Annotated in this window: 16 protein-coding genes and 2 pseudogenes; 10 read left to right on the forward strand and 8 right to left on the reverse strand. The window is 67.9% G+C overall.

Going from position 1 to position 25225, the window contains the following annotated elements:
- Positions 1-76: 76 nt before the first annotated feature.
- Entirely contained in the window at positions 77-1531 is a 1455-nt protein-coding gene (gene argG / locus ACWCRJ_RS00600; RefSeq protein ID WP_450937195.1) for an argininosuccinate synthase, read from the reverse strand.
- A gap of 91 nt (positions 1532-1622) precedes the next feature.
- The gene (locus ACWCRJ_RS00605; protein WP_450937605.1) at positions 1623-1922 is read right to left on the reverse strand and encodes a hypothetical protein; all 300 of its coding nucleotides are present in this window, start codon (positions 1920-1922) and stop codon (positions 1623-1625) included.
- Positions 1923-1926: 4 nt separating this feature from the next.
- On the opposite strand from ACWCRJ_RS00605, the pseudogene ACWCRJ_RS00610 reads away from it, so the two are divergent.
- Positions 1927-2103 (forward strand): annotated as a pseudogene (locus tag ACWCRJ_RS00610) (diadenosine tetraphosphate hydrolase); the annotation flags it as partial.
- On the opposite strand, the gene ACWCRJ_RS00615 reads toward ACWCRJ_RS00610, so the two are convergent.
- Together ACWCRJ_RS00615 and ACWCRJ_RS00620 are read right to left on the reverse strand one after the other, a co-directional pair.
- Positions 2104-2709, reverse strand: a complete 606-nt coding sequence (locus ACWCRJ_RS00615; protein ID WP_450937196.1) for a 3'-5' exonuclease — start codon at positions 2707-2709, stop codon at positions 2104-2106.
- A gap of 106 nt (positions 2710-2815) precedes the next feature.
- Positions 2816-4225 carry a serine hydrolase domain-containing protein gene (locus tag ACWCRJ_RS00620; RefSeq protein ID WP_450937197.1) on the reverse strand — a complete coding sequence of 470 codons (1410 nt, stop codon included), beginning with the start codon at positions 4223-4225 and terminating at the stop codon, positions 2816-2818.
- Between the two features lie 542 nt (positions 4226-4767).
- On the opposite strand from ACWCRJ_RS00620, the gene ACWCRJ_RS00625 reads away from it, so the two are divergent.
- On the forward strand, positions 4768-6141 hold the full coding sequence (locus ACWCRJ_RS00625) for an RNA-guided endonuclease InsQ/TnpB family protein (protein ID WP_450937198.1): 1374 nt from the start codon (positions 4768-4770) through the stop codon (positions 6139-6141).
- Here ACWCRJ_RS00625 and ACWCRJ_RS00630 read toward each other — a convergent pair.
- Together ACWCRJ_RS00630 and ACWCRJ_RS00635 are read right to left on the reverse strand one after the other, a co-directional pair.
- Positions 6089-6475: pseudogene (locus ACWCRJ_RS00630) on the reverse strand (hypothetical protein); the annotation flags it as partial. The gene ACWCRJ_RS00625 and the pseudogene ACWCRJ_RS00630 sit on opposite strands and share 53 nt — an antisense overlap.
- A 115-nt stretch (positions 6476-6590) precedes the next feature.
- Complete coding sequence (locus ACWCRJ_RS00635; protein ID WP_450937199.1) at positions 6591-7445, reverse strand: hypothetical protein; 855 nt, start codon at positions 7443-7445, stop codon at positions 6591-6593.
- Between the two features lie 252 nt (positions 7446-7697).
- On the opposite strand from ACWCRJ_RS00635, the gene ACWCRJ_RS00640 reads away from it, so the two are divergent.
- The 6 genes from ACWCRJ_RS00640 (at position 7698) to ACWCRJ_RS00665 (ending at position 19087) form a co-directional block, all read left to right on the forward strand.
- Entirely contained in the window at positions 7698-11636 is a 3939-nt protein-coding gene (locus ACWCRJ_RS00640) for a glycoside hydrolase family 2 TIM barrel-domain containing protein (protein ID WP_450937200.1), read from the forward strand.
- A 510-nt stretch (positions 11637-12146) separates the two neighbouring features.
- Positions 12147-14147, forward strand: coding sequence for an RICIN domain-containing protein (locus ACWCRJ_RS00645; protein WP_450937201.1), 2001 nt, complete (start codon positions 12147-12149; stop codon positions 14145-14147).
- Complete coding sequence (locus tag ACWCRJ_RS00650) at positions 14144-15541, forward strand: glycoside hydrolase family 43 protein (RefSeq protein ID WP_450937202.1); 1398 nt, start codon at positions 14144-14146, stop codon at positions 15539-15541. Before ACWCRJ_RS00645 ends, ACWCRJ_RS00650 begins: the two co-directional genes overlap by 4 nt.
- Before the next feature lie 150 nt (positions 15542-15691).
- On the forward strand, positions 15692-16588 hold the full coding sequence (locus ACWCRJ_RS00655) for a hypothetical protein (protein WP_450937203.1): 897 nt from the start codon (positions 15692-15694) through the stop codon (positions 16586-16588).
- Between the two features lie 126 nt (positions 16589-16714).
- Positions 16715-17326 (forward strand): hypothetical protein, encoded by a 612-nt coding sequence (locus ACWCRJ_RS00660; protein WP_450937204.1) that lies wholly within the window; start codon positions 16715-16717, stop codon positions 17324-17326.
- A gap of 339 nt (positions 17327-17665) precedes the next feature.
- Positions 17666-19087 (forward strand): ATP-binding protein, encoded by a 1422-nt coding sequence (locus tag ACWCRJ_RS00665; RefSeq protein ID WP_450937205.1) that lies wholly within the window; start codon positions 17666-17668, stop codon positions 19085-19087.
- Between the two features lie 21 nt (positions 19088-19108).
- Here ACWCRJ_RS00665 and ACWCRJ_RS00670 read toward each other — a convergent pair whose 3' ends face one another.
- Positions 19109-19498, reverse strand: a complete 390-nt coding sequence (locus ACWCRJ_RS00670; protein ID WP_450937206.1) for a hypothetical protein — start codon at positions 19496-19498, stop codon at positions 19109-19111.
- Between the two features lie 146 nt (positions 19499-19644).
- On the opposite strand from ACWCRJ_RS00670, the gene ACWCRJ_RS00675 reads away from it, so the two are divergent.
- A complete protein-coding gene (locus ACWCRJ_RS00675) occupies positions 19645-20112 on the forward strand; it encodes a DUF6174 domain-containing protein (protein ID WP_450937207.1) in 468 nt (155 codons plus the stop codon).
- Here ACWCRJ_RS00675 and ACWCRJ_RS00680 read toward each other — a convergent pair.
- Positions 20094-20504, reverse strand: coding sequence for a hypothetical protein (locus ACWCRJ_RS00680; RefSeq protein WP_450937208.1), 411 nt, complete (start codon positions 20502-20504; stop codon positions 20094-20096). The two genes, ACWCRJ_RS00675 and ACWCRJ_RS00680, sit on opposite strands and share 19 nt — an antisense overlap.
- A 1537-nt stretch (positions 20505-22041) precedes the next feature.
- Between ACWCRJ_RS00680 and ACWCRJ_RS00685 the strand changes: the two genes are divergently transcribed.
- Positions 22042-25128 (forward strand): NACHT domain-containing protein, encoded by a 3087-nt coding sequence (locus ACWCRJ_RS00685; protein ID WP_450937209.1) that lies wholly within the window; start codon positions 22042-22044, stop codon positions 25126-25128.
- The last annotated feature ends 97 nt before the right edge of the window (positions 25129-25225 follow it).

Raw genomic sequence — 25225 nt, forward strand, 5'->3', positions numbered from 1 at the left:
CCGTCGGCGCATGCGCGAGGGGCCCGCGCGACACGTCCGTGTCGCGCGGGCCCCTCGTGGTGCTGTCGGTGGGCGGTCAGTCCGTGCCGGACTCCATCGCCGCGCGGTCCAGCAGCGCGTCCTCCTCGGAGACCTCGCCGCGGGAGGCGATGGCCTCGGCGCCGCCCTGCGGCAGCTCGGGCATGGTGCCGATCAGGCCGGTGGCGGCGGCCTGGGAGGCGCCGATGGTGGGGCTGCCGGTGCCGATCAGGCCGAGACCGGCGTACTGCTCCAGCTTGGCGCGCGAGTCGGCGATGTCGAGGTTGCGCATGGTGAGCTGACCGATCCGGTCCACCGGGCCGAAGGCCGAGTCCTCGGTGCGCTCCATGGACAGCTTGTCCGGGTGGTAGCTGAACGCCGGGCCCGTGGTGTCGAGGATCGAGTAGTCCTCGCCGCGCCGCAGCCGCAGGGTGACCTCACCGGTGACGGCCGCGCCGACCCAGCGCTGCAGGGACTCCCGGATCATCAGGGCCTGCGGGTCCAGCCAGCGGCCCTCGTACATCAGCCGGCCGAGGCGACGGCCCTCGGCGTGGTACTGGGCGAGGGTGTCCTCGTTGTGGATGGCGTTGACGAGGCGCTCGTACGCGGCGTGCAGGAGGGCCATGCCGGGCGCCTCGTAGATGCCGCGGCTCTTGGCCTCGATGATGCGGTTCTCGATCTGGTCGGACATGCCGAGGCCGTGGCGGCCGCCGATGGCGTTGGCCTCCATCACCAGGTCGACGGCGGAGGCGAACTCCTTGCCGTTGATCGTGACCGGACGGCCCTGGTCGAAGCCGATCGTCACGTCCTCGGTGGCGATCTCGACCGAGGGGTCCCAGAAGCGGACGCCCATGATCGGCTCGACGGTCTCGACGCCGGTGTCCAGGTGCTCCAGGGTCTTGGCCTCGTGGGTGGCGCCCCAGATGTTGGCGTCGGTGGAGTACGCCTTCTCCGTGGAGTCCCGGTACGGCAGCTGGTGCGCGACCAGCCACTCGGACATCTCCTTGCGGCCGCCCAGCTCGGTGACGAAGTCCGCGTCCAGCCAGGGCTTGTAGATCCGCAGGTGCGGGTTGGCCAGCAGGCCGTAGCGGTAGAACCGCTCGATGTCGTTGCCCTTGAAGGTCGAGCCGTCGCCCCAGATCTGGACGTCGTCCTCCAGCATCGCCCGGACCAGCAGCGTGCCGGTGACGGCACGGCCGATGGGGGTCGTGTTGAAGTACACCCGCCCGCCGGAACGGATGTGGAACGCGCCGCAGGTCAGCGCGGCCAGGCCCTCCTCGACCAGCGCGGCCCGGCAGTCGACCAGGCGCGCGATCTCGGCACCGTAGGTCTTCGCGCGGCCGGGCACCGAGGCGATGTCGGGCTCGTCGTACTGGCCGATGTCAGCCGTGTAGGTGCAGGGGACAGCACCCTTGTCGCGCATCCACGCGACGGCGACCGAGGTGTCGAGCCCGCCCGAGAAGGCGATGCCGACGCGCTCGCCGGCCGGAAGAGAGGTGAGGACCTTGGACATAGAAATATTATGCATGCCAATGCATGATCATGCAAAGCTGCTCCCGGTGACGGCCCTCACGTCCGCCGCCCCCACCCCCGGTGCCCGACGGTCAGGACGTGGGCCGGTCCACGACCGGGGTCCGCCGCACATCGGTCACGCTCACACCCGTGGACGCCGGGGCACCGAACGCCTCGACGATCACGTTGGCGCCGTAGTCGGTGACGTCCAGGGCCAGATGACCGCCGTCCACCCGCAGGTCGAGCCTCGCCCGGGGCGTGTCCGTGAAGACGTCCGGCATGCAGTGGATCCGCGAGGCGGGGTAGCCCAGCTCCGTCAGCTTGTCGCGCAACGCCTGACAGCCGGTCGTCCCGGTGTTCTCGAAGGCGTCGTCGACACGCTGGACGTGCACGCGGGCGCATGTGTGGCCGCGCTACGCGTGGGAGCCGCCGGAGCTGGTCGGCAGGCCGGTGTGGCTGTATCCGCCGGAGCGGTGGAGCGAGGAGCGGTACGCGCTCGGGCCGCGCCACGACGAGCTGCGCGAGGCGATCGGCGAGGAACTGGACCGCCTCGCCGATCGCCCCGGGAGCTGATCAGGCCCCGTGGAGGAGACCGTCCGGCAGGGCGGCCCCCGTCCCCGCCAGATGCCGTAGCGACGTGGCGATGGAGTGGCAGTCGAAGAGGGCCGAGTGTTCGTCGCCCGGGGTGGCGGGGCGGGGGAGGCCCAGGGCCTGCCACAGACGGCCCGAGTTGACGCCCGCCGTGGTCGGGGCGGCGGCGTTCAGCCAGGGACGGATGTTGACGAAGCCCGGAGCGAGGGCGTTGTGCTCGATCTCCTCGCCCCGGGCCCGGGCCCAGCCGATGTTCTCGCCGAGGACGAGCATGTCGTTGCCGTAGGAGAGGACGGACTGTCCCCGGCAGAAGGCGAGGAAGTCGCTCAGGGCCCGGGCCGGTGCGAGGCCGTCCCGGTCGACCGCCCCCTGTTCGATACCGGTGAGGGCGGTGAGGAACGGAGAGAGGACCGGGTTCACCACCGGCCGGACCAGCACGTCGTACGTCTCGACGACGGAGTACTCCTCGTTCAGCCGCAGCGCGCCGATCTGCACGATCTCGCGCAGCTGGCCGGGGGCCGACCAGTGCTGGTCCATGGCCCCCGGCCAGGTCGTGAACTCCAGGTCGAAGATGACGAAGGTGGGCAAAACGCTACTCTCCCTGAGGTGCGAGGGCGGTGACGGGAGAGTTCTACCCACCGGCGGCCGGGATCGCGGACCTGGGACCTGGGAACCTCCGGACCTCGGGACGCGGTTACCGGTTCGGGATCATGAAGGGGCTCGGGGCCATCGGGCCGCTCCCGGTGGCGAGGTCCGCGCCCGGCAGGCCGTTCGGAAGGATCCGCCGGACGTCCGCCGCCGCGATCGCCGACTTCATCGCCGCCCCGGAGCCCTCGCCCGGCTCCTCACCCGTGTCCAGTGAGGGGCACAGCCCCTTCAGCATGTGCACGATGAGCGCCTCGTCGATCGGGCTCGGCTCCAGTTCCGTACCGTCCTCGTTGAGACGCTGGTACTTCATCAGGTTGTAGCCCATGGAGAGCTGGCGCTTGCCGTCCGCGCCGGTGAAGCTGCTGGTGCCGGCGCCGAAGACACCGCCGTCGTGGCCCCAGAAACGCCCGCAGCCGGGGAGGTCGAGGGGGTAGATGCCGAGGCCGTAGTCGATGGCGGAGCCCGGGGCGACCTCCACCGGGACCGTGCGCTGCATCTCCGCCAGGGACGCCCGGCCGACGAGGTGGCCGGTGAGCAGCAGGCGGTAGAAGCGGTTGAGGTCGTCGGTCGTGGAGACGATCGCGCCGGCGGTGTAGGCCCAGGACATGTCGTAGACGCTGTAGTCGCGGGGCGGGTCGATGAGCCCGTAGAACGACTCGTACATCCTGGAGTGCGGGCCCTTGAGGTACGGGGTGCGCGGGAACGAGGTGTCGTCCAGCCCGGCCCGCTCGATGACGTGCCGGGTGAGGTACGTCGACGCCTTCTGGCCGGTGACCTTCTCCAGGATCAGGCCGGCCATGACGTAGTTGGTGTTGGAGTACGAGCCGGGCTGGGCGCCGGGGCTGCCGGTGGCGGGGGCGGCGAGGCCCAGGCGGACCAGTTCCCGGGGGCTGATGGAGCGGAAGCGGCCCTCGTCGAGGCTGGTGGTGGAGTTCTGCTGGAGGGAGGGGAAGGCGCCGAGGACGTAGTCGCCGATGTGACTGGTGTGGTTGAGGAGCATGCGTACGGTGATGGCGTCGCCGCGCTCCCGGGCGTTCGCGTCGGTGCCGGCCCCCTTGAACAGCTCGGGGACATAGCGCGTGACCGGGGCGTCGAGACTGATCCGGCCCCGCTCCACCTGCTGCATGATCGCCACCGCGGTGAACGTCTTGGTGATGCTGCCGACGCGGTGCCGCATGTTCGGGGTGACCTTGCGGCCGGTGTCCACGTCGGCCAGACCCGCCGCGCCGGTCCAGCGTTCACGGCCGTCCCGCACCGAGGAGTACGTGCCGTACATCCCGGCCTCGGGGATCGCGGTGAGCGTGTCGCGCAGTTCGGCCCGGTCCAGTCCGCCCGGTCCGGGAGCGGTGCTCCCGGCGGTGCTGCCGACCGCGGGTGCGGCCGAGGCGGCCGGTACCGCCGTGAGAAGCAGGAGTGTGGTGCCCAGAGCTGTCCCGACGAGATGGGTGATGCGCACGGCTTGTCCCTCGTTTCCGGCGTTCATGACGTCGCCGACGTACCTGACCTCCCTGGCACGTCCGGCTGCGGTGAGGTCCCGGCCGGTCAACTCCCGGGCCCTGTACAGCGATTGTCACGAACGGCCAGTGCGCACTGCATCGTCCCCGTGAACGAGCGCCTTCACAGCGGGGCCATGACATCTGTCACGGCCCCGCGCACGTCGGTGACGGGAGGGGATCAGAGGCCGTAACGGGACTTCATGTGCGCCAGAAGTCGCGGAACATCCACCTTGCTTGTCGGGCAGGGTGCCCGGTCCTTCAGGGCTGGGGTGAATGCCCGTTCCCGCGTAGCGGGGCAGGGGAAAGCCCAATCGCCGTCAGGGCGATTCGGCGTCTCGGGAGGGACGGTGGTGAGGCCGGCCTGGAGCCGTTCGTGGTGTCGGCGGGTCGGGGGCCCTGTGGCCGGGGTTGCCCTGAAGGGTGAGGGCTTGCCGGTCACTCTCACGGGTGATGTCGGTCGAAGGCGTGGGCGGGTGGGGAACGGGGTGGCTAGGTTTGTGGCATGGCGCGTTTCCGGATGTATCCGTCGCGCGCGCAGGCCGAGCAGATGCTCACGCACTGCGGCCACGCACGGTACGTGTGGAATCTTGCGGTCGAACAGCATGCGCACTGGCGGCGGTGGCGTAAGTCCGCGCCCGGTTTCGTGGAGCAGTGCCGTCAGCTCACCGAGGCCCGGCGGGACAACGCGTGGCTGGGTGCGGGGAACGCGGATGTGCAGCAGCAGGCACTGAAGGACTTCGCCCGGGCCAAGAATGCCCGGTTCACGTCCGGGTTCGGGGAGCCGACGTGGCGCAGGAAGCATGTGCACGAGGGTTTCCGTGTCATCGGCACCGACCGCGTACCGGAACACGAGGCGGACGGGTCGCCGAAGCTGAACGCGAAGACCGGCAGGCAGATCATGGGCCGCTCGGTCGTGGTGCAGAGGCTGAATGGGCGGTGGGCGCAGGTGAAGGTGCCCGGCTGCGGCTGGGTCCGCTTCCGCCTCAGTGCCCGGGGCCGGGGCGCGCAGCTGCCCGCCGCGAAGACGTTCCGGGTCACTTTCCGCAATGGGCAGTGGCACATCGCCTTCGCGCTCGTCCCTGAGCCGGTCCCGGCGCCCGGCACGGACACGGTGATCGGCATCGACCGGGGTGTCACGATCACCGCCGCCCTCTCCGACGGCCGGACACTGAACTGCCCCCAGCGCACCACCCGCGAGCGGGCTCAGATCCGCAAACACCAGCGGCGCGCGGCCAGAGCCCCGAAAGGCAGCCCCCGCAAGACGGCCGAGTACGCGAAGGCAGCCAGGCTCAGGGCGCGGGAGGCCAACCGGCGCAAGGACTGGTGCGAGAAGACCAGCACCATGCTCGCCCGCTCCTACGGCCTCATCCGGTTCGAGAAGCTCAACATCAAGAACATGACCCGCTCCGCGAAGGGAACCGTCGAGCAGCCCGGCAGGAACGTGGCCCAGAAGGCCGGACTGAACCGGGCGATCCTCGCCCAGGGCTGGGGCCTGCTCCGGCAGCGCACCGGGCACAAGGCCCCCGGCCGCGTCGAAGACGTACCCGCCCCCTACACGTCTCTGCGGTGCAGTGCCTGCGGCTGGATCGACAAGAACTCGCGCAAGAACCAAGCCGAGTTCGTCTGCTCCTCCTGCGGCTTCACCTGCAACGCGGACACCAACGCCAGCATCAACGTCGCGGCAGGACAGGGCGGGATCCCCCGCCCCCGGCGCTCAGCCGGTGCCGGAGGGACGACACCGCCCACCACACGGTCGAGCGTCCGTGAACCCCAGCCCATACAGGTTGAAATCCCCCTCTTTCAAGAGGGGGAGGATGTCAATTGCCGAACTGCTTCTTCAGCGCGGCGTGGATCTGGTCGCGCAGGGCGGTGCTGACCGGCTGGTCCGACTCCCAGCGGACGCAGTAGTTGACGCTGCCGCGGTTGGCCATGACCTGGTCCCAGCCGTAGTTGCGGAAGCCGTAGAGGTTGCCGTAGGTGGACTCGACGTGGTTCCAGACCTCGCCCAGGGGCTGGACCAGGTTCGAGGGCGGGTTCCAGACGGCCGCCGCCTCGGCCCGTTCCTGGGTGGCGGCCCGGTCGTTCGCCGCCTGCGCGACGGACGGCGTCGTCAGCCCGGGAGCGAGCAGCACCGCGAGAACGGCGACGAGCACGGTCAGCAGGCTCGCGATGCGGGTGTGTGGGGGGCGTGCGGGGCGTGGGATGCGCATGGTGAACTCCCTTGGTGGGGGGCGGGATTTCACGTGCCTTCACTTCACGAGGTGGTCGCCACCGGCCCCGGGAAGGTTGCCGCAGACCGGGCGGGTCACCGTCGGCCGGGCACGGTCACCGCCGACTCGCCGCCTCCCCCGGCTCGCCCGCCTCGCCGAACCGCGCCAGCGCCACCCCACCCCCCACACACCCCACGAACCCGGTCACCGCCAGCCACCCGTACCCGTCCCGCGTCGAGTCGCCGAGCCACACCACCCCGAACACGCCCGGCCAGACGGTCTCGCAGATGACCATCGCCGCCGTGGCCGCCGTCACCGAGCCGGACTGGAGGGCCTGGACGAGGAGGAGGTAGCCGCCGAGGCCGGAGACGACGACGGCGTAGGCGGACGGCTGGGCCAGGATCGCGGGGACGGTCGCCTCCGAGAGCAGGCGTACGGCGATGGCGGTGAGGCCGAAGCTGAGGCCCGCCGCCGCGCCGAGGACGACGGCCCGGCCCCGCCGCAGCCGGCCGCCCACGGCCCACCCGCCCGCCACCACCAGCACCGACGCGACCAGCACCGCCACCCGCAGCCCGGTGTCCCCGTGTCCGTCGCCCGTGCGCCCGGCGGACACCGCGAGCGTCGCCAGGCCCAGGCACACCACGGCCACCGCGCCCCATTCGGCCCGCCGCAGCCGTAGTCCCAGCACGAGCGTGCCGGCCACCGCGGTGACCGCCAGCGACGCGGCCACCGCCGCCTCCACCAGGAACAACGGCACCAGTCGCAGGGCCACCACCTGCGCCGCGAAGCCCGCCGTGTCGAGGCCCGCCCCGGCGAGGAAGGGCCAGCCGCGCAGCACCTCCACCACGGTCCGCCCCCGGCCGCGCCCGTCGTCCCTCGTCGCCGCCCGCCGCGCGCCCAGCGCCTGCAGCACGGTCGCCGTACCCATGCACACCGCCGCGCACAACGCCCACACCACACCCGCCACCATGGGGGCACCGTAAGCGGCGCGACGGGCCGGGGCGGAGGCGACACCGGCACACGCACCCACGTGGCCGTCATCCCCGCAGGCGCACGACCGCACCTCACGACCACCCCTCACGACCGCACAAAGTGCGACAGATTCATTGCTCCCCTTCTGTTCGAAGTCCTAGGGTGGGCGCGGTTTTTCAACAACTTCGGACACCATCCGACGCTCCTCCGCACGTGCACTCCCCAATGTCGTCGAGGAAGGCCCCGGTACATGCCACAGCAGCACCCGCACACAGGCTCACCCGCCGCCGCCCGCCCCGTCATGAGCCGCCGCCGTCTGCTGGAGGGCGGCGCCGCCTTCCTCGGCGCCCTGGCCCTCTCCGGCGGCGATGCCTACGCGGCCCCCTTCACCGGGACGGCCGCCGACGGCACCCCCGAGTGGTCCGGCAACATGGCCCTCTTCCAGGTCGGCGCCGAACCGCCCCACACCACCCTCATGCCGTACGCGGACGTCAGACAGGCACTCGCCGGCGACCGCACCCGCTCCCCGTACCGGCTGAGCCTCGACGGCAAGTGGCGGTTCGCGTACGTCGACCGGCCGGGCGACCGGGACGAAAACTTCTACAGGACCGATGTCGACGACAGCGACTGGGACACCATCCCGGTGCCGTCCAACTGGCAGCTGCACGGCTACGACTTCCCCATCTACATCAACATCACCTACCCCTGGTGGGGCCCCAACGGCGGCGGCGAGGAGGCACAGCCGCCGAACGCGCCGACCCGCTACAACCCCGTGGGCCAGTACCGCCGTTCCTTCCAGCTCCCCAAGGACTGGACGGCCGGCGACCGCCGTACCTTCCTGCACTTCGAGGGCGTCAAGTCGGCCCACTACGTGTGGATCAACGGCGAACTCGTCGGCTACCACGAGGACTCGTACGACCCGGCCGAGTACGACATCACCCAGCACCTGAAGCCCGGGTCGAACCAGATCGCCGTCGAGGTCTACCGGTACTCGGACGGCGACTGGCTGGAGGACCAGGACATGATCCGGCTGAGCGGCATCTTCCGCTCGGTCTACCTCTACTCCACCCCGGCCGTGCACCTGCGCGACTTCAAGCTGGACACCCCGCTCGCCGACGGCTACACCACCGCCGAGCTGTCCGTCACCGCGAGCGTGCGCGCGTACGAGGCCGGGCACGAGGGCGCGTACTCCGTCGAGACACAGCTCTACGACGCGGGCGGGCACGCCGTCTGGTCACGGCCCCTCGTCCAGTCCGTCACCGTCGGCGCCTCCGCCGTCGGTGAGGACGTGACGGTCCAGGCCGCCAGGGCCGTGCCCTCCCCCGAACTGTGGTCCGCCGAGCACCCGACCCTCTACACGGCCGTGCTCCACCTGCGCGACCCGGGCGGCAGAATCGTCGAGACCCTCTCCCACCGTGTCGGTCTGCGCGAGTTCGCGCTCAAGGACGGGCTGATGCGGATCAACGGCAAGCCGGTCTCCCTGCGGGGCACCAACCGCCACGAGATGCACCCCGACCGGGGCATGGCGCTCACCCGCGCCGACCTGGTCCAGGACATGGGCATCATCAAGCGCCTCAACATCAACTCGGTCCGCACCTCGCACTACCCCAACAACCCGATCTGGTACGAGCTGGCGGACGAGTACGGCCTCTACCTCGTCGACGAGACGAACCTGGAGACCCACGGCATCCGGGACCGCTTCCCCGGCAACGACCCCGACTGGACGAAGGCCTGCGTGGCCCGCGCCCGGAACATGGTCCACCGCGACAAGAACCACGCCTCCGTCGTCATCTGGTCCCTCGGCAACGAGGCCGGCGGCGGCTCCACCTTCGTCGCCATGCGCGACTGGATCGAGTCGTACGACAAGACGCGCGTCATCCAGTACGAGGGCGACGACCGGCCGACGATCAGCCAGATCCGCTCGGAGATGTACGACAGCCCGCAGCGGGTCGAGCAGCGGGCGAAGGACACCGCCGACACCCGGCCGTACGTGATGATCGAGTACTCGCACTCGATGGGCAACTCGACCGGCAACTTCAAGAAGTACTGGGACCTCGTCCGGCGCTACCCCGTCCTCCAGGGCGGCTGGATCTGGGACTTCGTCGACCAGTCGCTGACCTGGCCGATCCCCCGGCTGAAGGTGTTCACCGACGCCGGTCCGAGCGGGCTGAAGGGGCAACTCCTCACCGCAGCAGGAACGTTCAGCCGCGACAAGGGCCTCTCCGGCGCCACCGGCTTCACCCGCGACCCGGCCCTCGACCTCACCGGCTCCCTGACGCTGGAGGCCTGGGTCACCCCGAAGGTCACCGGCGGCCACCAGCCGATCATCGCCAAGGGCGACACGCAGTACGCCCTGAAGCAGAGCGAGAAGAGCATCGAGTTCTTCATCTACGGCGGGGGCCAGTGGGTCAGCGTCAGCTGGGGGCTCCCGGCCGAGGGCTGGACCGGCCGTGAACACCACGTCGCCGGTGTTTTCGACGCCGGGTCGGGGACCCTCACCCTCTACGTCGACGGTGAGGTGAAGGCGACCCGCACCACGACCCGGCGGCCCAGCGTGAACGTCGCTCCGCTCGCTCTCGGCACCGACACGGACAACCCGACGCGCGAGTTCAGCGGCACGATCCGGCGGGCGCGTGTGTACGCGCGCGCCCTGAGCGCTGCCGAGCTGGCCTCCGCGGGGCGTGGCGCCGGTGACGACGGGGTGCGGTTCTGGTTCGACGCGGCGACGGTCGACGTGGCGGAGAGCCGCGCGAAGGACCGTACGTTCCTCGCGTACGGCGGTGACTGGGGCGACAACCCCAACGACGGGGCCTTCGTCGCGGACGGCATCATCAAGGCCGACCGGGGCCACACCGGCAAGGCGGCCGAGGTCAAGCGCATCTACCAGGCCGTGCACGCGAAGCCGGCCACCGGCACCACCCTGACCTCGAAGAAGGTCACGCTCACCAACGAGTACCTCTTCACCGACCTCCGTGAACTGGACGGTCGTTGGACCTTGGTGGCCGACGGCAAGAAGGTACAGGAGGGCCGCCTCACCCGCGACCAGTTGGACGTCGGCCCCCTGTCCACCAAGGACATCACCGTCCCCTTCGACCTCCCCGCCTCCCCGGCGCCCGGCACCGAGTACTTCCTCGAACTCTCCTTCACCACGAAGGACGACACCCCGTGGGCCGAGGCCGGCTTCGAGGTGGCCCGGCAGCAGCTGTCCGTCGACGCGGGCAGCCCCGCGGTGACACCCGTCCCCCTGGCGGACGTCCCGGAACTGAAGTACGAGGAGAGCGCCGAGGCCGTCACGGTCACCGGCAAGGGCTACCCGGGCCGCTTCTCCGTCACCGTCGACAAGGCGACCGGCACGATCACCTCGTACAAGGCGGGCGGCACCCGGCTGATCTCCGCCGGCCCGGTGCCCAACTTCTGGCGGGCCCCCACCGACAACGACCACGGCAACGGACAGCACACCCGCAACCAGACCTGGCGGGACGCGGGCACGAACCGCAAGGTGACGGCCGTGACCGTCCGCTCCCTGGGCGACGACCGGGCCGTGGAGATCAAGGTCAGCGGCACGCTCCCGACGACCACCGAGTCCACGTACACCACCACCTACACGGTGTTCGGCAACGCCGAGATCAAGGTCGACAACACCCTGCACCCGGGCGCCTCCTCCCTCCCGTACATCCCGGAGGTGGGCACCCTGTTCCTGCTCAACCGCCGCCTGGAGCGCCTGCACTACTACGGCCGCGGTCCCGAGGAGAACCACTGGGACCGCAACAACGGCACCGACGTGGGCCTCTACTCCGGCGAGATCGCCGACCAGTGGTCGGGCTACATCCGCCCCCAGGAGAACGGCAACAAGACCGACGTCCGCTGGGCCGCCGTCACCGACCGCGACGGAGTGGGCCTGCTGGTCTCGGGCGACTCCCTGATCGAGATGAACGCCTCGTACTTCACCCCGGAGGACCTGTCCACGGGCCTGCGCCACGACTACCACCTCACCCCCCGCGACACCCCCGTCCTGCGCGTCAACCACCGCCAGATGGGAGTCGGCGGCGACAACAGCTGGGGCGCCCACACCCACGACGAGTACAAACTCTTCGCCAACCGCGACTACGCGTACACGTACCGGCTGCGACCGCTGACGGACATCGGCGAGGCGACAGCGGCGTCGAGGAGGCCGACGGCGACCAAGTGACGCCCTCGCACAGGTGAGTGGCACGACCGACCGCGAAGGTCCCGTCTCGCGGCGAGACGGGACCTTCGCGGTCGGCGTCGTGCGGCGCGTCTCCGTCTCCGTCTCCGTCTCCGCTCCGGATACGAGCCCACTGCGTCACGGGCGAAGGAGGTCGCGGCCGATTTCATCCGGTGCAGGGCGAGGGTGACCGGTCACACGGCCTGACCAGGCCGAACCCATCAGGACCGGCCGGCCCCTCCCCGGACTCGGCACGCCTGTGCCCCCCGACACGGAACGCGACCGCCGACAGCGCGACGCCAGGCCCCCACGGGCCCGGCGTCCTCGCGTTGCGGCCTCGTCAGCCCCCGCGCTCCCGCCTCCGCGCCGCCGCTTTGTGACCGGTTCAAAAACCACCTCTGTCCCAACCGTTGACTTCCTGCACTCCCGGCTCTACTTTCGGCCAGCCAGCATGTTCGGCGTGCCGATCCCCGTTCGAGATATCGATCTCCGGGTATCCATCGAAGGAGCCGCATGACCTCCCCTCCACGTGCCAATTCCCGTGGTCTCCACCGGCTTTGCAGGACGACGGTGATCCGCGCCGTCACCCTGGCGACCGCCGCCACGGCCGCCCTGCTCTTCGCCCAGCCGCCGACCGCGGCCCCCGGCCCCCAGACGCTGACCGACGCCGCTCCCGTAGCGGTGACGGATCGTCAAATACCGGTGCCGAAGGCCCCGATGGGCTGGGCCTCCTGGAACGCCTTCGCGGCGAAGGTCGACTACAACGTCATCAAGCAGCAGGTCGACGCGTTCGTCGCGGCCGGGCTGCCCGAGGCCGGCTACGAGTACATCAACATCGACGAGGGCTGGTGGCAGGGCACGCGCGACAGCGCGGGCAACATCACCATCGACGAGGCCGAGTGGCCCGGCGGCATGAAGGCCATCGCCGACTACATCCACAGCAAGGGCCTGAAGGCGGGCATCTACACCGACGCCGGCAAGGACGGCTGCGGGTACTACTTCCCCACCGGCCGCCCGGCCGCGCCCGGCAGTGGCAGCGAGGGCCACTACGTCCAGGACATGACGCAGTTCTCGAAGTGGGGCTTCGACTTCGTGAAGGTCGACTGGTGCGGCGGTGACGCCGAGGGCCTCGACCCGAAGACGACCTACCAGGCGATCAGCGACGCCGTGGCCACCGCGACCGCCACCACCGGCCGTCCGCTCGCCCTCTCCCTGTGCAACTGGGGCTACTCCAACCCCTGGAACTGGGCGCCGGGCATGGGCCCCATGTGGCGGACGAACACGGACATCTTCTACCACGGCCAGGGCCTGACGTACGCGGGCATGCTGACCAACTACGACCGGAACGTGCACCCCACCGCCCAGCACACCGGCTACTACAACGACCCCGACATGCTGATGATCGGCATGGGCCTCACCGCCGCCCAGGACCGCACCCACATGAACCTGTGGGCGGTCTCCGGCGCCCCGCTGCTCGCGGGCAACGACCTCTCCACCATGACCACCCAGACGGCGAACATCCTCAAGAACCCCGAGGTCATCGCCGTCGACCAGGACCCCCGCGGCCAGCAGGGCGTCAAGGTCGCCGAGGACACCACAGGCCTCCAGGTGTACGGCAAGGTCCTCTCCGGCAGCGGCAACCGCGCGGTCGTCCTGCTCAACCGCACCTCCACCACGCAGAACATGACCGTCCGCTGGTCCGACCTGGGCCTGACGAACGCCGCCGCGACCGTGCGTGACCTGTGGAGCCGTACCGACGTCGGTACACCCGGCACGAGTTACACCACCAGCGTCCCCGCGGGCGCCTCCGTGATGCTCACCGTCAAGGGAGGCACCGAGCAGGCGTCGAGCGCGTACACCGGCACGTCGAGCTTCTCCGGCGTGGTCGCCGGGAACACCGGCCTGAAGACGGTCGACGTCTCCTACACCAACAACACCTCCTCGGCCCGCGTCGGCACCCTCACCGTCAACGGCCAGACCTCCACGAAGGTCTCCTTCCCGCCGACCGGCTCCTCCCCCGGCAACATCTCCGTCGCCATGTCGCTCACCAAGGGCAGCGCCAACACGATCACGTTCTCCGGCGCCCCGACCCTCGAAGGCATCGTCGTACGGCCGCTGCCGGGCACCAACGGCACCCTGATCACCGGCACGGGCTCCGGCCGCTGCGCCGACATCAACGACAACACGATCACCAACGGCACCGACGCCCAGCTGTGGGACTGCTCCGGCGGTCAGAACCAGGTCTGGCAGTACACCTCCCGCAAGGAACTCGTCGTGTACGGCAACAAGTGCCTGGACGCCTGGGACCGCGGCACCTCCAACGGCACCCGTGTCGTCATCTGGGACTGCCACGGCGCCACCAACCAGCAGTGGAACGTGAACACCGACGGCACGATCGTCAACGTCAACTCCGGCCTCTGCCTGGATGCCTACAACGCGGCGACCACCAACGGCACAAAGCTCGTCCTGTGGTCCTGCAACGGCCAGAACAACCAGAAGTGGAGCCGTACATGAGCGACATGACCAGCGGGCGCGGCCTCTCCCGCCGCATGTTCCTCGGCACGGCGGCGACCGTGCCGCTGGCCGCGACCGGTGTGCTCACCCTCGGCGCCGGCACCGCCCACGCCGCCGACTCGGCCTACGCGATGGTCTACTTCACCGAGTCCACCACCATGCTGGAGGCCGACTACGGCCTCCACCTGGCCGTCAGCCAGGACGGACTCAACTGGACCCCGCTCAACCAGAACGCCCCCCTGGTCACCCCCACCCAGGGCGCCGGCGGGCTGCGCGACCCGTTCCTGATGCGCAAGCAGGACGGTACGTTCGTCGTCCTGGCGACGGACCTCAAGGGCACCGACTGGAACTACAACAGCACCTACATCCACGTCTGGGACTCGACCGACCTGCGGACCTTCACCGGCTACCGGCGCGTGAAGCTGCACGACATGACCGGCACCCACAGCTGGGCCCCGGAGGCCTACTGGGACGCCTCACGCGGCCGGTACGGCATCCTCTACTCCTCGGTGAACAGCAGCGGCCACAACGTCATCATGGTCAGCTACACCACCGACTTCGTCACGACGTCCAGCCCCCAGGTCTTCTTCGACCCCGGCTACGACATCATCGACGGCAACCTCACCGTCGGTGTCAACGGCGTCAACTACCTCTACTACAAGGTGAACCAGACCCTGGTGGGCGCCCGCTCGACGACCCTGAACCCCGGCAGCTTCACCCCGTTCAGCACCGCCGCGTCCCACGGCGGCACCGAGGCCCCCACGGTCGTGAAGTCCCTGACGTCCAACTCCTGGTACCTGTGGGGCGACACGTACACCCCCAACGGCGTCTTCTACGCCTGGCAGTCCAGCGACCTGGCCGCCGGCACCTGGACCGCCCTCGACCAGAAGCTCTACACCCAGCCGCTCAACTCCAAGCACTGCGGCATCCACCCGATCACCTCGACGGAGTACAGCAACCTGCTGACCAAGTGGGGCGCGCCGGCCTGGAACCGCCTCAAGTCGTACAACTTCCCGTCGCGCTACGTCCGCCACAGCAACTACGTGGGCCGCATCGACGAGTACCCCTTCGACCCGTTCACGGACTCCCAGTGGAAGCTGGTCCCGGGCCTGGCGGACTCCTCCGGGGTCTCTTTCCAGTCGGTCAGCCACCCCACCCGCTACCTCCGCCACTACAGCTACAACCTGCGCCTCGACGTGAACGACGGCACGTCGACCTTCGCCGCCGACGCCACGTTCACCCGCGTCGCCGGCCTCGCGGACTCGACGTGGTCGTCCTTCCGCTCGTACAACAACCCGACCCGCTACATACGGCACAGCAACTACGTGCTCCGCATCGACCCGATCTCGACGGCGACGGAGAAGGCGGACGCGACGTTCCGGGTCGGCTACTGACACGACCGGCCCCGCCCGGTGTGACCGGCCACTCCCTCCCCGCGCCCCTGTTCCCCGGGGCGCGGGGAGACGCGCGAACGGGCCTGTCTAGCAGGCGTGTTGGCGCGCCGGCGGTCCTGACGTCGTGCGGGCATCTGCGATGCTGTGCGGATGTGCAAAGCATGGCAAGGACACGTCATCGAGGGCACGCGCTTCATGGTCCCGGCGTACGGTGTGACGCCCAGGCACGTGCTGTGTGCGATCGGCGTGGGCCTGGATCTCGACGTCATCGGCCGCGTGGTCGAGGAGGCCGGCGGCGGGGGCTTCGAACTCGACGAGTTCCAGCAGGAGCCGGACCCCCGGATGCGGGAGTGTTTCGACGCCGCGCTCGACTCCCGCCAGGTCACCGGCGACGACGGGTTCGGCGAGAGCGACTGGGTCGCGGTGGACGCACACGACTCGGTCGTCTACGTCCTGTCGCCGCCGATCTCCCAGGCCACCGGCCTCGACGTGTCCCGCCGCACGCTGGCCGTCACCGCGGCCCTGCTGGCCCACGGGGCCACCGCGGTGAAGAACGAGTCCAGCGGGGTGACCTGCGGGCGCGAGCGGTGGCTGGCCCTGGCGAGCGAGGCGGCGGCCGCCGAGACCGTGGACGACCTGGCCCTCGCCCTCGTCCGGGCCTGGGTCGCGCCGGTGATCTACGACGGGGAGGTCTACTACAGCTGCGGCATGCACCTCCTGGGCGAGGCCGACGTGGAGCTGGCCCCCGGAACCACCGGGGTGCCCGAGCCGAAGCTGATGCTCGACTGGATGGCCACCATGCAGATCGCGTCGTACTACCTGCTGACGGAGCAGCCGGAGCACGGCGTCCAGAATGGCGAGGGCTTCCGCATCGCCCAGGACGCCCCGCGCTGGATCATGAACCGTGTGGAGTGCGAACGCTTCGAGGACGACGACTTCTTCCACAACCCGTACGGATACTGGCGCCTGAGCCCCGCCGACGTCCCCCGGAGGAAACCGAGGCTCAGACAGCGCACCCCGCGCACGGCTGCCCGACGCAGGGGGTGAGCACGGCGGGGGCGTGAAATCTCCGGGCCACGGGCCGAACGCCGCGCCCTGCTCCGGCGTCTCAGTACCGATCGCGGTCCCGCCCATCCGGGCGACCGCACATGGGGCGAAGAACCGGAGGGACACATGGCCGAGCGCACACCCGCCAGGCCCGGCATGATCGCGGCCGTGGCGATCGCCGTCCTGGCTCTCGGCGGGCTCCAGGGCTCGACGGCCGGCGCGCAGACCGTGGAAGCCGTATCGAGCCCTTCGACGACCTGTCACGGCACCCGCCCGGAGGGCAGCCTCGCCGGTCACATCAGGCCCGAGACCCCGGCGGACACCCCGCTGGACCGGACCCTGACGTACGTGGACGAGCTGGTCGCGGGTGCCCACGCCGACGTCTTCACGGGCCTCGTCGTCGACGAGGACGGAGTCGCCATGGACCTCTACCGCATGCCCTCCGCCGCCCTCGACAAGGCGGTCTGCGACGCGGCCGAGCGGGGCGTGACCGTCCGCCTCCACGACCGCGACATCAACGAGCGTGACCTCAACGCCCTCCTCGACCGCGTCAGCGAGGACATGACCCGCTGGGACGGAACCTTCGACCTGCGCGAAGTCGGTCTCGACGGCACCGGCCGCGTCCAGATCGGCGTGGACGACCCCGGCAAGGCCGAACCGATCCTCCGCAAGGCCTACGGCGACCACAACGCCAAGTACCTCGTCGTCGAGTACGCCCCCCAGGCGCACTTGCTCTGACCGCGCGATCTCCGGGGATGCAACACCCCCGGAGATCCGCTATAGTTGATCACGAGCCGCTCACCGGAAAAAGAAACACCCGGTAGTACTCGATGCGTTGGTGGTCCAAGGAAAGACGCCCCGCTTCCTGCGGGGAAATGCAGGTGCAAGGCCTGCCCGGCGCTCCAGTGCAAGAGCCCCACTTCGCTTCACGCGAAGTGGGGCTCTTGCGTTGCACGGGACTGACGGTGGCGCCCGCGATCCGGGCGACGCCACGCCACGTCCCCAGCCTGGCGCACCGAAATGGTATCGGCAGCGATACCATCTCTCCCGATACCATCTCTCGCGGGAGTCTCCGTCATGCAACGCTTCATCGGGCGGGACCAGGAGCTGAACGTGCTCCACAGCGTCTTCCGAGCGGTCGGCGAGGCCGTCGGGTCGGCGAAACCGGGTCAATGCGTCCTGATGCGGGGCAGACGGCGGGTCGGCAAGTCCAGCCTCGTCGAGGAGTTCCTCCGGCGTACCGGGGCGCCGAACCTCTTCTTCACCGCGGCGGGCGGCTCGACGGAGGACGAGCTGACGGAGCTGCTCGACACCGTCGCGAGATCCACTCTGCCGGAGAGCGAGGTGTTCGCGGAGGAGACCCCGACACAGTGGAACGCGGCGTTCAGACTCCTCGCGGAGATCCTGCCCGACGACAGCCCGAGCGTGGTCGTCATCGACGAGGTTCCGTATCTCATGGACCGTATCGACGCGTTCGAGGGCATGCTCCAGCGGGCCTGGGACCGCCTCCTCAGCCGTAAACCCGTACTGCTCCTCCTGGTCGGATCCGACCTGTCGATGATGGAGTCGCTGAACAGCTACGACCGCCCCTTCCACCAGCGGGGCCGGGAAATGGTCGTGGGCCCGCTGAACCCGGCCGACATCGGCGAGATGCTCGGCCTCCCCCCGGCGGCCACCTTCGACGCGGCACTGATCACGGGCGGTCTGCCGCTGATCTGCGCGGAATGGAGGCCGGGCGCGGACGTGTGGGAGTTCCTGCGCGACTCCCTGGACAACCCGATCTCGGCCCTGCTGGTCTCCGCCGAGCGCTCACTGGCCGCGGAGTTCCCCCCGCAGGCCATGAGCAGGGAAGTCCTCCGGGCCATCGGCAGCGGGGAGCGCACCTTCACCAACATCGCGCGCGCCGCCGGCGGAATCTCGCACACCACTCTCACCCGTGCCACGGACGTCCTGACGCAGAAGCGGGTGGTGGCGACCGAGCTGCCCCTCTCGCTGCGGCCGTCGAAGGAACGCCGCTACCGAGTGGCCGATCCCTACCTGCGGTTCTGGCTCGCGTTTCTGGATCCGCACATGGCGGAGATCGAGCGGATGCGGGGTGATCTCACGCTGACCCGGATCAAGGAGCGCTGGACGAGCTGGCGAGGCCGCGCGATCGAGCCCCTGGTCCGGGAATCCCTCGCCCGCCTCCTGCCGGACGGGCACCTGCCCGCCGCCCCGGCGATCGGCGGGTACTGGACCCGCAGCAACGACGTCGAGATCGACCTGGTGGGCGCCGACCGGCAGCCGGTGGCCAAGCAGCTGCTCTTCCTCGGCTCGGTCAAATGGCTGGAGAACTCCGCGTTCGACAACCACGACCTGGCCGCCCTGCAGAAGCACCGGGCGTCGCTCACCGACCGGCCCGTACCCCTCGTGGCGGTCTCCCGCAACGGGATCAGCTGCTCCGGACTCCAGGCCGCGTACGGCCCCGAGGAACTGCTCGGCGCCTGGCGCCGGACGTGAGTGGAGTTCCGTAAAGCGTTGTCATGGGGTCACGGTTTCAGCCCTGTGCAGCAGCCTGGCCAACAGCAGGGCACCTCCGGCTGCCGCCCCCACCGCTCCGACGGCCATGAAACCCCCGTGGGAACGCCACGACAGCACCGACCACCGTGACTGCGCGGAGAACAGCGACCCCGTACTCAGCCACGACCCGGTCGAGATCAGCGACAGGGACGAGCCGATCGAGCCGACCGACAAGGCGCTCCCGATCGAGCCGATGGACAGCGCCGAGCCGACGGATCCCACGGAGAGCACCGATCCGACCGACCCGATCGACAGCACGGAGTCCTGGGACCACAGCGACAGCAGCGAGGTGGACGAGCACGAGGTGGACGAGGAGGCGGAAGGGGCCGAAGGTTCGAACGGCTTCGTCATGGGGCCATGCTGCCCCCTCATCCCCCGGAACAGAGCCCTCCGCCCCGGGTCGCTCCCGGAAGTCGTGCCGATGGCGTCCCCGCCGAACGTTGTCGGCCCGTCCCGCGTCCCAGTGGTGCCCGTCGTCCCACCAGGAGGCCACCACCATGCCGACACCCGCCACCGTACGAGTGCGCCACCGCGCCCTGACCGCCGCCGCGACGGCCGGCGCGCTGCTGTCGCTGCTCTCCGCGTGCGGGGAGGAGCCGACGGAGGTGGCGACACCGGCACCCTCCTGGCAGGAGCCGTCCGCGTACCGGTACACCCTCACGTCGAGCGAGGGTGAACGGTCGCTGATCGGCACGTTCGAGGTGACGGTCCGGGACGGAAAGGTCGAGAAGGCCACCGGACTCGACGACAGCGCCCGTCGGGCGGTGGACCGGAACCTGTCCGAAGTACCCACGATCGCCGAGCTGTTGAAGCAGGTGGAGGCGGCGCGGCGGGACGGCGCCGACGCGGTGGACGTCGACTACGCTCCGAACGGCCGTCCGACCGCCATCTCCATCGACTGGGAGGAGGACGCGATCGACGACGAGGAGGCGTACACGCTCAGCGGCTACGAGGCGCTCGGCTGACGCAGGTCCCGGATGGTGCCGCCCACCTTGGCCTTGAGCTTCTTGAGCACGGGAGGCTTGGCGGAGATGGCCCACTGCGGACCGACCAGGTACTTACCGCCGTACATGGAGGCCGACTCCAGCCAGACCTCCTTAAGCTTCTCCTTGGGGAAGGTGGTGATGAGGTAGTCCCCCGCCGCGGTCTGGCACACGCCCTCGCGCAGTTCCTCCGCCTCGGTCCGGATCTTCACCTCGCACCCCGTCAGCTCGGCGATCACCTCGACCTTGGCCGGCGCGACGGCGGCGACAGGACTGGCGTCCCCCTTCGCCTCGTCCCCGCTGCACGCCGCCACCAGGGGCAGGACAGCCAGGCTCGCAGCCAACGCGACCCCACGCGACAGCTTCCTCACCATGCCCTGATCTCCGTTCGCGTCCCGTACCGAGTGCACTCGGGTAGGGGTACGTGCGGCGACGGGAGGTTACTCAATCCCGAGGGCCGACCTGGGCAGTCATGTCCCTGGCCACAACCGGACCCTGACTCAGCCACCCTGCGCCCCCACTACCTTGCACTGCATGACCAGCTCCGCAGGGTCTGGCCCTGTGCACTTCCGGCACGCCCCGTGAACCGCAGCATTGCTCGAACCGGCCGACCTTTTGATCCGTAGGATCGGGCAAGACCGCAGGTGAGAGGCTGACGGCACCGGATCTCGCTCGCTCAGGTGAGCGATCATGCGCGGCTGTGTGCCGTCGTTGCCGTTAGAGCTGCCGTCAACCTGGGCATTGACACCGCCTCTGACTGGTACACCCTTCGCAGCCCATTCCACCAGTCCGACGGCCGCGACTACATCGGTCCTCGGCGGGCGACCGAGGGCGACCCCTGCGAGTTACGACTCCCTCTGCTGGGTTCAAGGCGGCTCACTCCTAATGGCGCCGTAAGACGTTGGCTGTGTCTCCCGGTCCGAGCGCACAGCAGTCAGCCGCCTGATACCAGGAAAGAGATTGCGTCGTGGCTGGGGCGGTTGCATCATCACGGGCTTCTAATCGCACGCGCCCCCCCTGCAGGTCGGGACCCTGCCCGGGATGCGGCCTCCAGCTCCGCACAAGCCCCTACCACAGCTGCCCTCTGCCCCTTGGCAGAACCCTCCACAGCCAACTGCACCCGCCGGGTGTGCTCCTCCTCCATACGTACGGCCGTGCGGTGACGAATCCAGGCTCGCAGCAGCGAGGCCAAGGCGGTAAGTGTGGCGAGCGCCAAGACCAGAGCCGGGCTCGGAGCGTTCAGCGGTCCCATGAGGATCTCCCCAGTACGAGTTGGTGCCTGTCGGCGCTAGACCCGACTCTCTGAGGGAGCGTGAGTTTCCCTCTAGGGTGGGGAAACTTCGGGAAACGAGATCGCTGAGGCACTAGGGGGAAGCCGTGGCCGGAGGGCGCCCGCCGAAGGACGGCGGAGCAAACCGCTACCTGGAACTCGAAGAGCTAGCAGCCTGGTTCCGGCAGGCGATGGCTGACGCGGGCTACGAAAGTCCGAACGCAGTCGTGCGCGCTGAGATCGCGCACAAGAACGTTGTCTACGGCATCCACAGCGCCTCCCGCTTCCTGAAGTTGGAGGTCGTGAGGGCACTCGCTGTTGGACTGAGGCGCGATCCTGCCGAGGTCGAAGCCTTGTGGATCAAGGCCAAGGAGGCCATGGATCGCTCTGCTGCAGCTCGACAGAGCTCCGAGACGCCCCGCCTCACTACGTGGGCTCAGCTGCCGCTTCCGGAACTGGCCTTACGCAACCTGATGGAGGCGCAGAGCCGTGCTGTAGAACGACTGCCGTATGACAAGCTCGGAGTGGAGGAGCCGCCGCTCTCTGCTGTGTATGTACGGCAACGAATACGATTCGCAGCCCGAACCCAAGAAAGTGCACTCCGCGGGGGCATCCGGACACACGGCGACACCACACAACGGATGACAGAAGCCATTCGTGGCGATGATGTACAAGTCTTCGAGTCGCTACTATCTGCGCCGGAGGCATTGGCTAGGCACGAGCATGTGCTGATTACGGCAGAACCAGGTGCGGGTAAGTCGACACTCTCCAGCCACATTGCATGGACCCTCTCAAGGATATGGCTACGGCAGGAGAGCAGCCTCAACGCTCCGCTTGTTGAGCCTGTAATCCCCATCCGCATCCGGGCACGCACCCTTGTAGATCAGACCGGCTCGTGGAGCAGCGTGCTGTGTCAGGCGGCGCGCCGCAGTCTCGGCCGTAGCCTAATCGCTGACCCTGATCCAAACCTATTCGCCGGGCGGGTCCATGGAGCGAGGTGGCTGCTTATGGTGGACGGGCTTGACGAGATAGCCGACCGCGACGCGCGCATGGGGGTCATCCGCACAATTGCTCAACACACGCAAGCCGGCAGCAACTACCGGTTCGTAGTGACAAGTCGCCCACTGCCAGAAGCCGAACTTTCCCCACTGCGGGGTTCGCACATCGGCACGTATAGCATGGAACCCTTTGCTGCGGCCGAATTGCGGGATTTTGCTAGCAAATGGTTCGCAGCGCAGTACGAGAGTAATACGGAGCAAGCTCGGGCGGCAACTGACCGCTTCTTGAAAGAAACCGAAGACGGTCGCCTGCATGAACTCGTGCGAAACCCTCTCCTTGCGACCATCGCCGCAGTCAATGCCACCATCGACCGATCCCGGCCACTCCCTACTAGCCGCCTGAGTCTTTACCAGAGTTTTTGCGAGCACTTGCTGACACGCGGCGAGAGCGTTTTGGCAGCCCGCACCGAATTAAATCGCCTATATAGAGACGATCCCGAGAGACGCTCGTTCCACCTGTGGCTTGACCAGCATAAGTGGGAAATACTGGGCGTGCTCGGAAAGTGTCGCCTCGAAGGTGAGAATTCCCTATCAGAGACGGCTTTGAATTGGGTGCTAGAGCATGCCGAGAAGAACGTTCTCCTGCCAGGTTGGCAGACTGAAGTTCAGGAGTTCATACAAGGAACCGGGCTGCTGGTACCTGAGGAGGAAGACTACAGGTTTCTGCACCACTCTTTCGCTGAATTTATGGCTGCACAGTCCCGCGCGGTAGAGATTTCACCTGCTTTCCCGGAAGCAGAGGAATGGATCCGGCGAGCATTTAAAGACGACGAACAGGCTTACGTGATGTTCGTCTTCTGTCTGTGGTCTGAGCGCGCGGAGTGTACAGCGGATCGTATCGTAGACCAACTACTGACTGAAACTCGGGGCGGCTACGATCGCTTTTTGCTGGCCGGGCTGCTTTGGGCCGAAGGAGCCTCACTCCATGGAAGAAATCGAGTTCTGATACTCGATCACCTCGAAGCTATAGCCAGAAACGCCGAACACGATTACAGCGAAAAGTCTTTCAAATTGTTGGGAGGGCTAGGCGAACAGTCAGGCGCCTTGAATAGAGTTAAGGAAATTGCTTCCTCGAAACTCCTTGACCCCATGCGGCGACTTTACGCAGTAGAGGCGTTCAGTCGAGCTGGTGACACACAGGAAGCCGAGGACCTGCTCAGCTCGATACTGGATTGGATATACGGGGGAATTCAGCGAGCCGCCGAAGTTGCTTGTTCTATTAGCGAAGGGGCGCGAGAAGCAGTTCGCAGGCGGGCCTGGAGTATCGCAGACGGTCCGGACTCGAACGTGTTCCTCCTGTCCTATGCAGCATCAGCTCTCGAATGTCTTGGGCAGACACAAGAGGTAGCAGAAATAGCCTGCAGGGTAGTGAAAGATCCGATAGCCAATCCAGCAGAACTGGAGCGGGCCACAGAATCATGGGTAAAGGCTGTTCCAACTGACGCCTCGACTGTTAGCCAGCTAATTTCCAATCGGCCCATTGTTGATCAACGAGGGAGAGCAGTTGCTGCCAAGGTATTGGAGAAACTTGGCGAGTCGGAAGCAGCAGCGCGAATCGCCGGTGAGGTACTTAAATCGAGTACGCCTGATACCGTGGCACTCACATCAGCTGCTCTCACCTGGATAAAGGTACAGGGTGCAGAAGGACGATCCGAAGTTAGGGCCGTATTCGCGAAAAGCAGCGCAGATTTGGGTCACGATCTAGACACGCCAGCAGAACTTCTGCAGTCGATAGCCCAATTCTTGGAAGAAGGGGAGATTGAGACTTGGGCTCAAGATGTACTTGGCGAACACCCTTCGAGGATCTTGCACGGGGGTAAAGTAGTGTCGGCTTGGTTGGCAGCCGACGGTGGGGCAGCAGTCGATAAGATAATGGCGAGAATTGGTCGAGGTCACCAGCTTGAAGCATACTCAAGGGCGGAAGCGGCAGAATCGCTGCATAGTGTGGGAGCGCGAAACGAAGCTAGGGAACTCGCCGAGCTAGCGTTGCGCACCCCCAATCTCTCTCGGGCTCGCTACAAGCAGTCATGCGAAGTACTCACGGGAGTTGCTGGTGACGGTGTAGCCAGCCTGCTGCAGAGAATTTGGGATGAGTCATCAGGGCTAGGCATGAACAGCGCCTGGCTAAGTGGCGTACTGGAGTCGTTCACTGAACAAGAGGTGGACTTGGACATACCCCTAATGAATGCCACAGCTAGCCATTTCGCTCGAAACCTGATCGATCTCGGGTCCGCGAACAGCGGTGATGTTATCATCGCATTGGAAGCGCTCGGAGAGACAGAAGGAAGAGAGTCTTTTGCGTACATCGCGAAGACAGCAATTACGCATCCACGTATTTCCTGGGTGCACAAATGTGACGTCGCTCGGGGTCTAGCTGCGCTAGGTGAGACGCGTTACGCGCTGGAAGTGTGGCGACACGTGATTTCACTCCCGTATCCTCCTCAGAGAGGCGAAGTCGGGCTATTAATGGATATTCAAGACGCGGGGTTCGCCAGAGAGGCCTCCGCGTGGATTCGGGAACTTATTGACGATCCGGGTACTTATTCGCCCCGTCGTCTACTCCTACGCCAAATGCTTGCCTGGCTCACAGCAGCGGAAGAAGCGCGTCTTGAGTCAATTGAACTATCCTCAAAATCCCCCAATCTCCCTCATTCCCGCCTTACTAACTAACTCTGGTAGACGCTATCGGCAGCGTGGCTGAGGCTGGTGGGGGTGCAGCGAGGCATACGCGCGTGTAGTCGGCCCGGCACAGCGGGCGAGGGGATCC

The organism is Streptomyces sp. NPDC002324 (assembly GCF_053593335.1).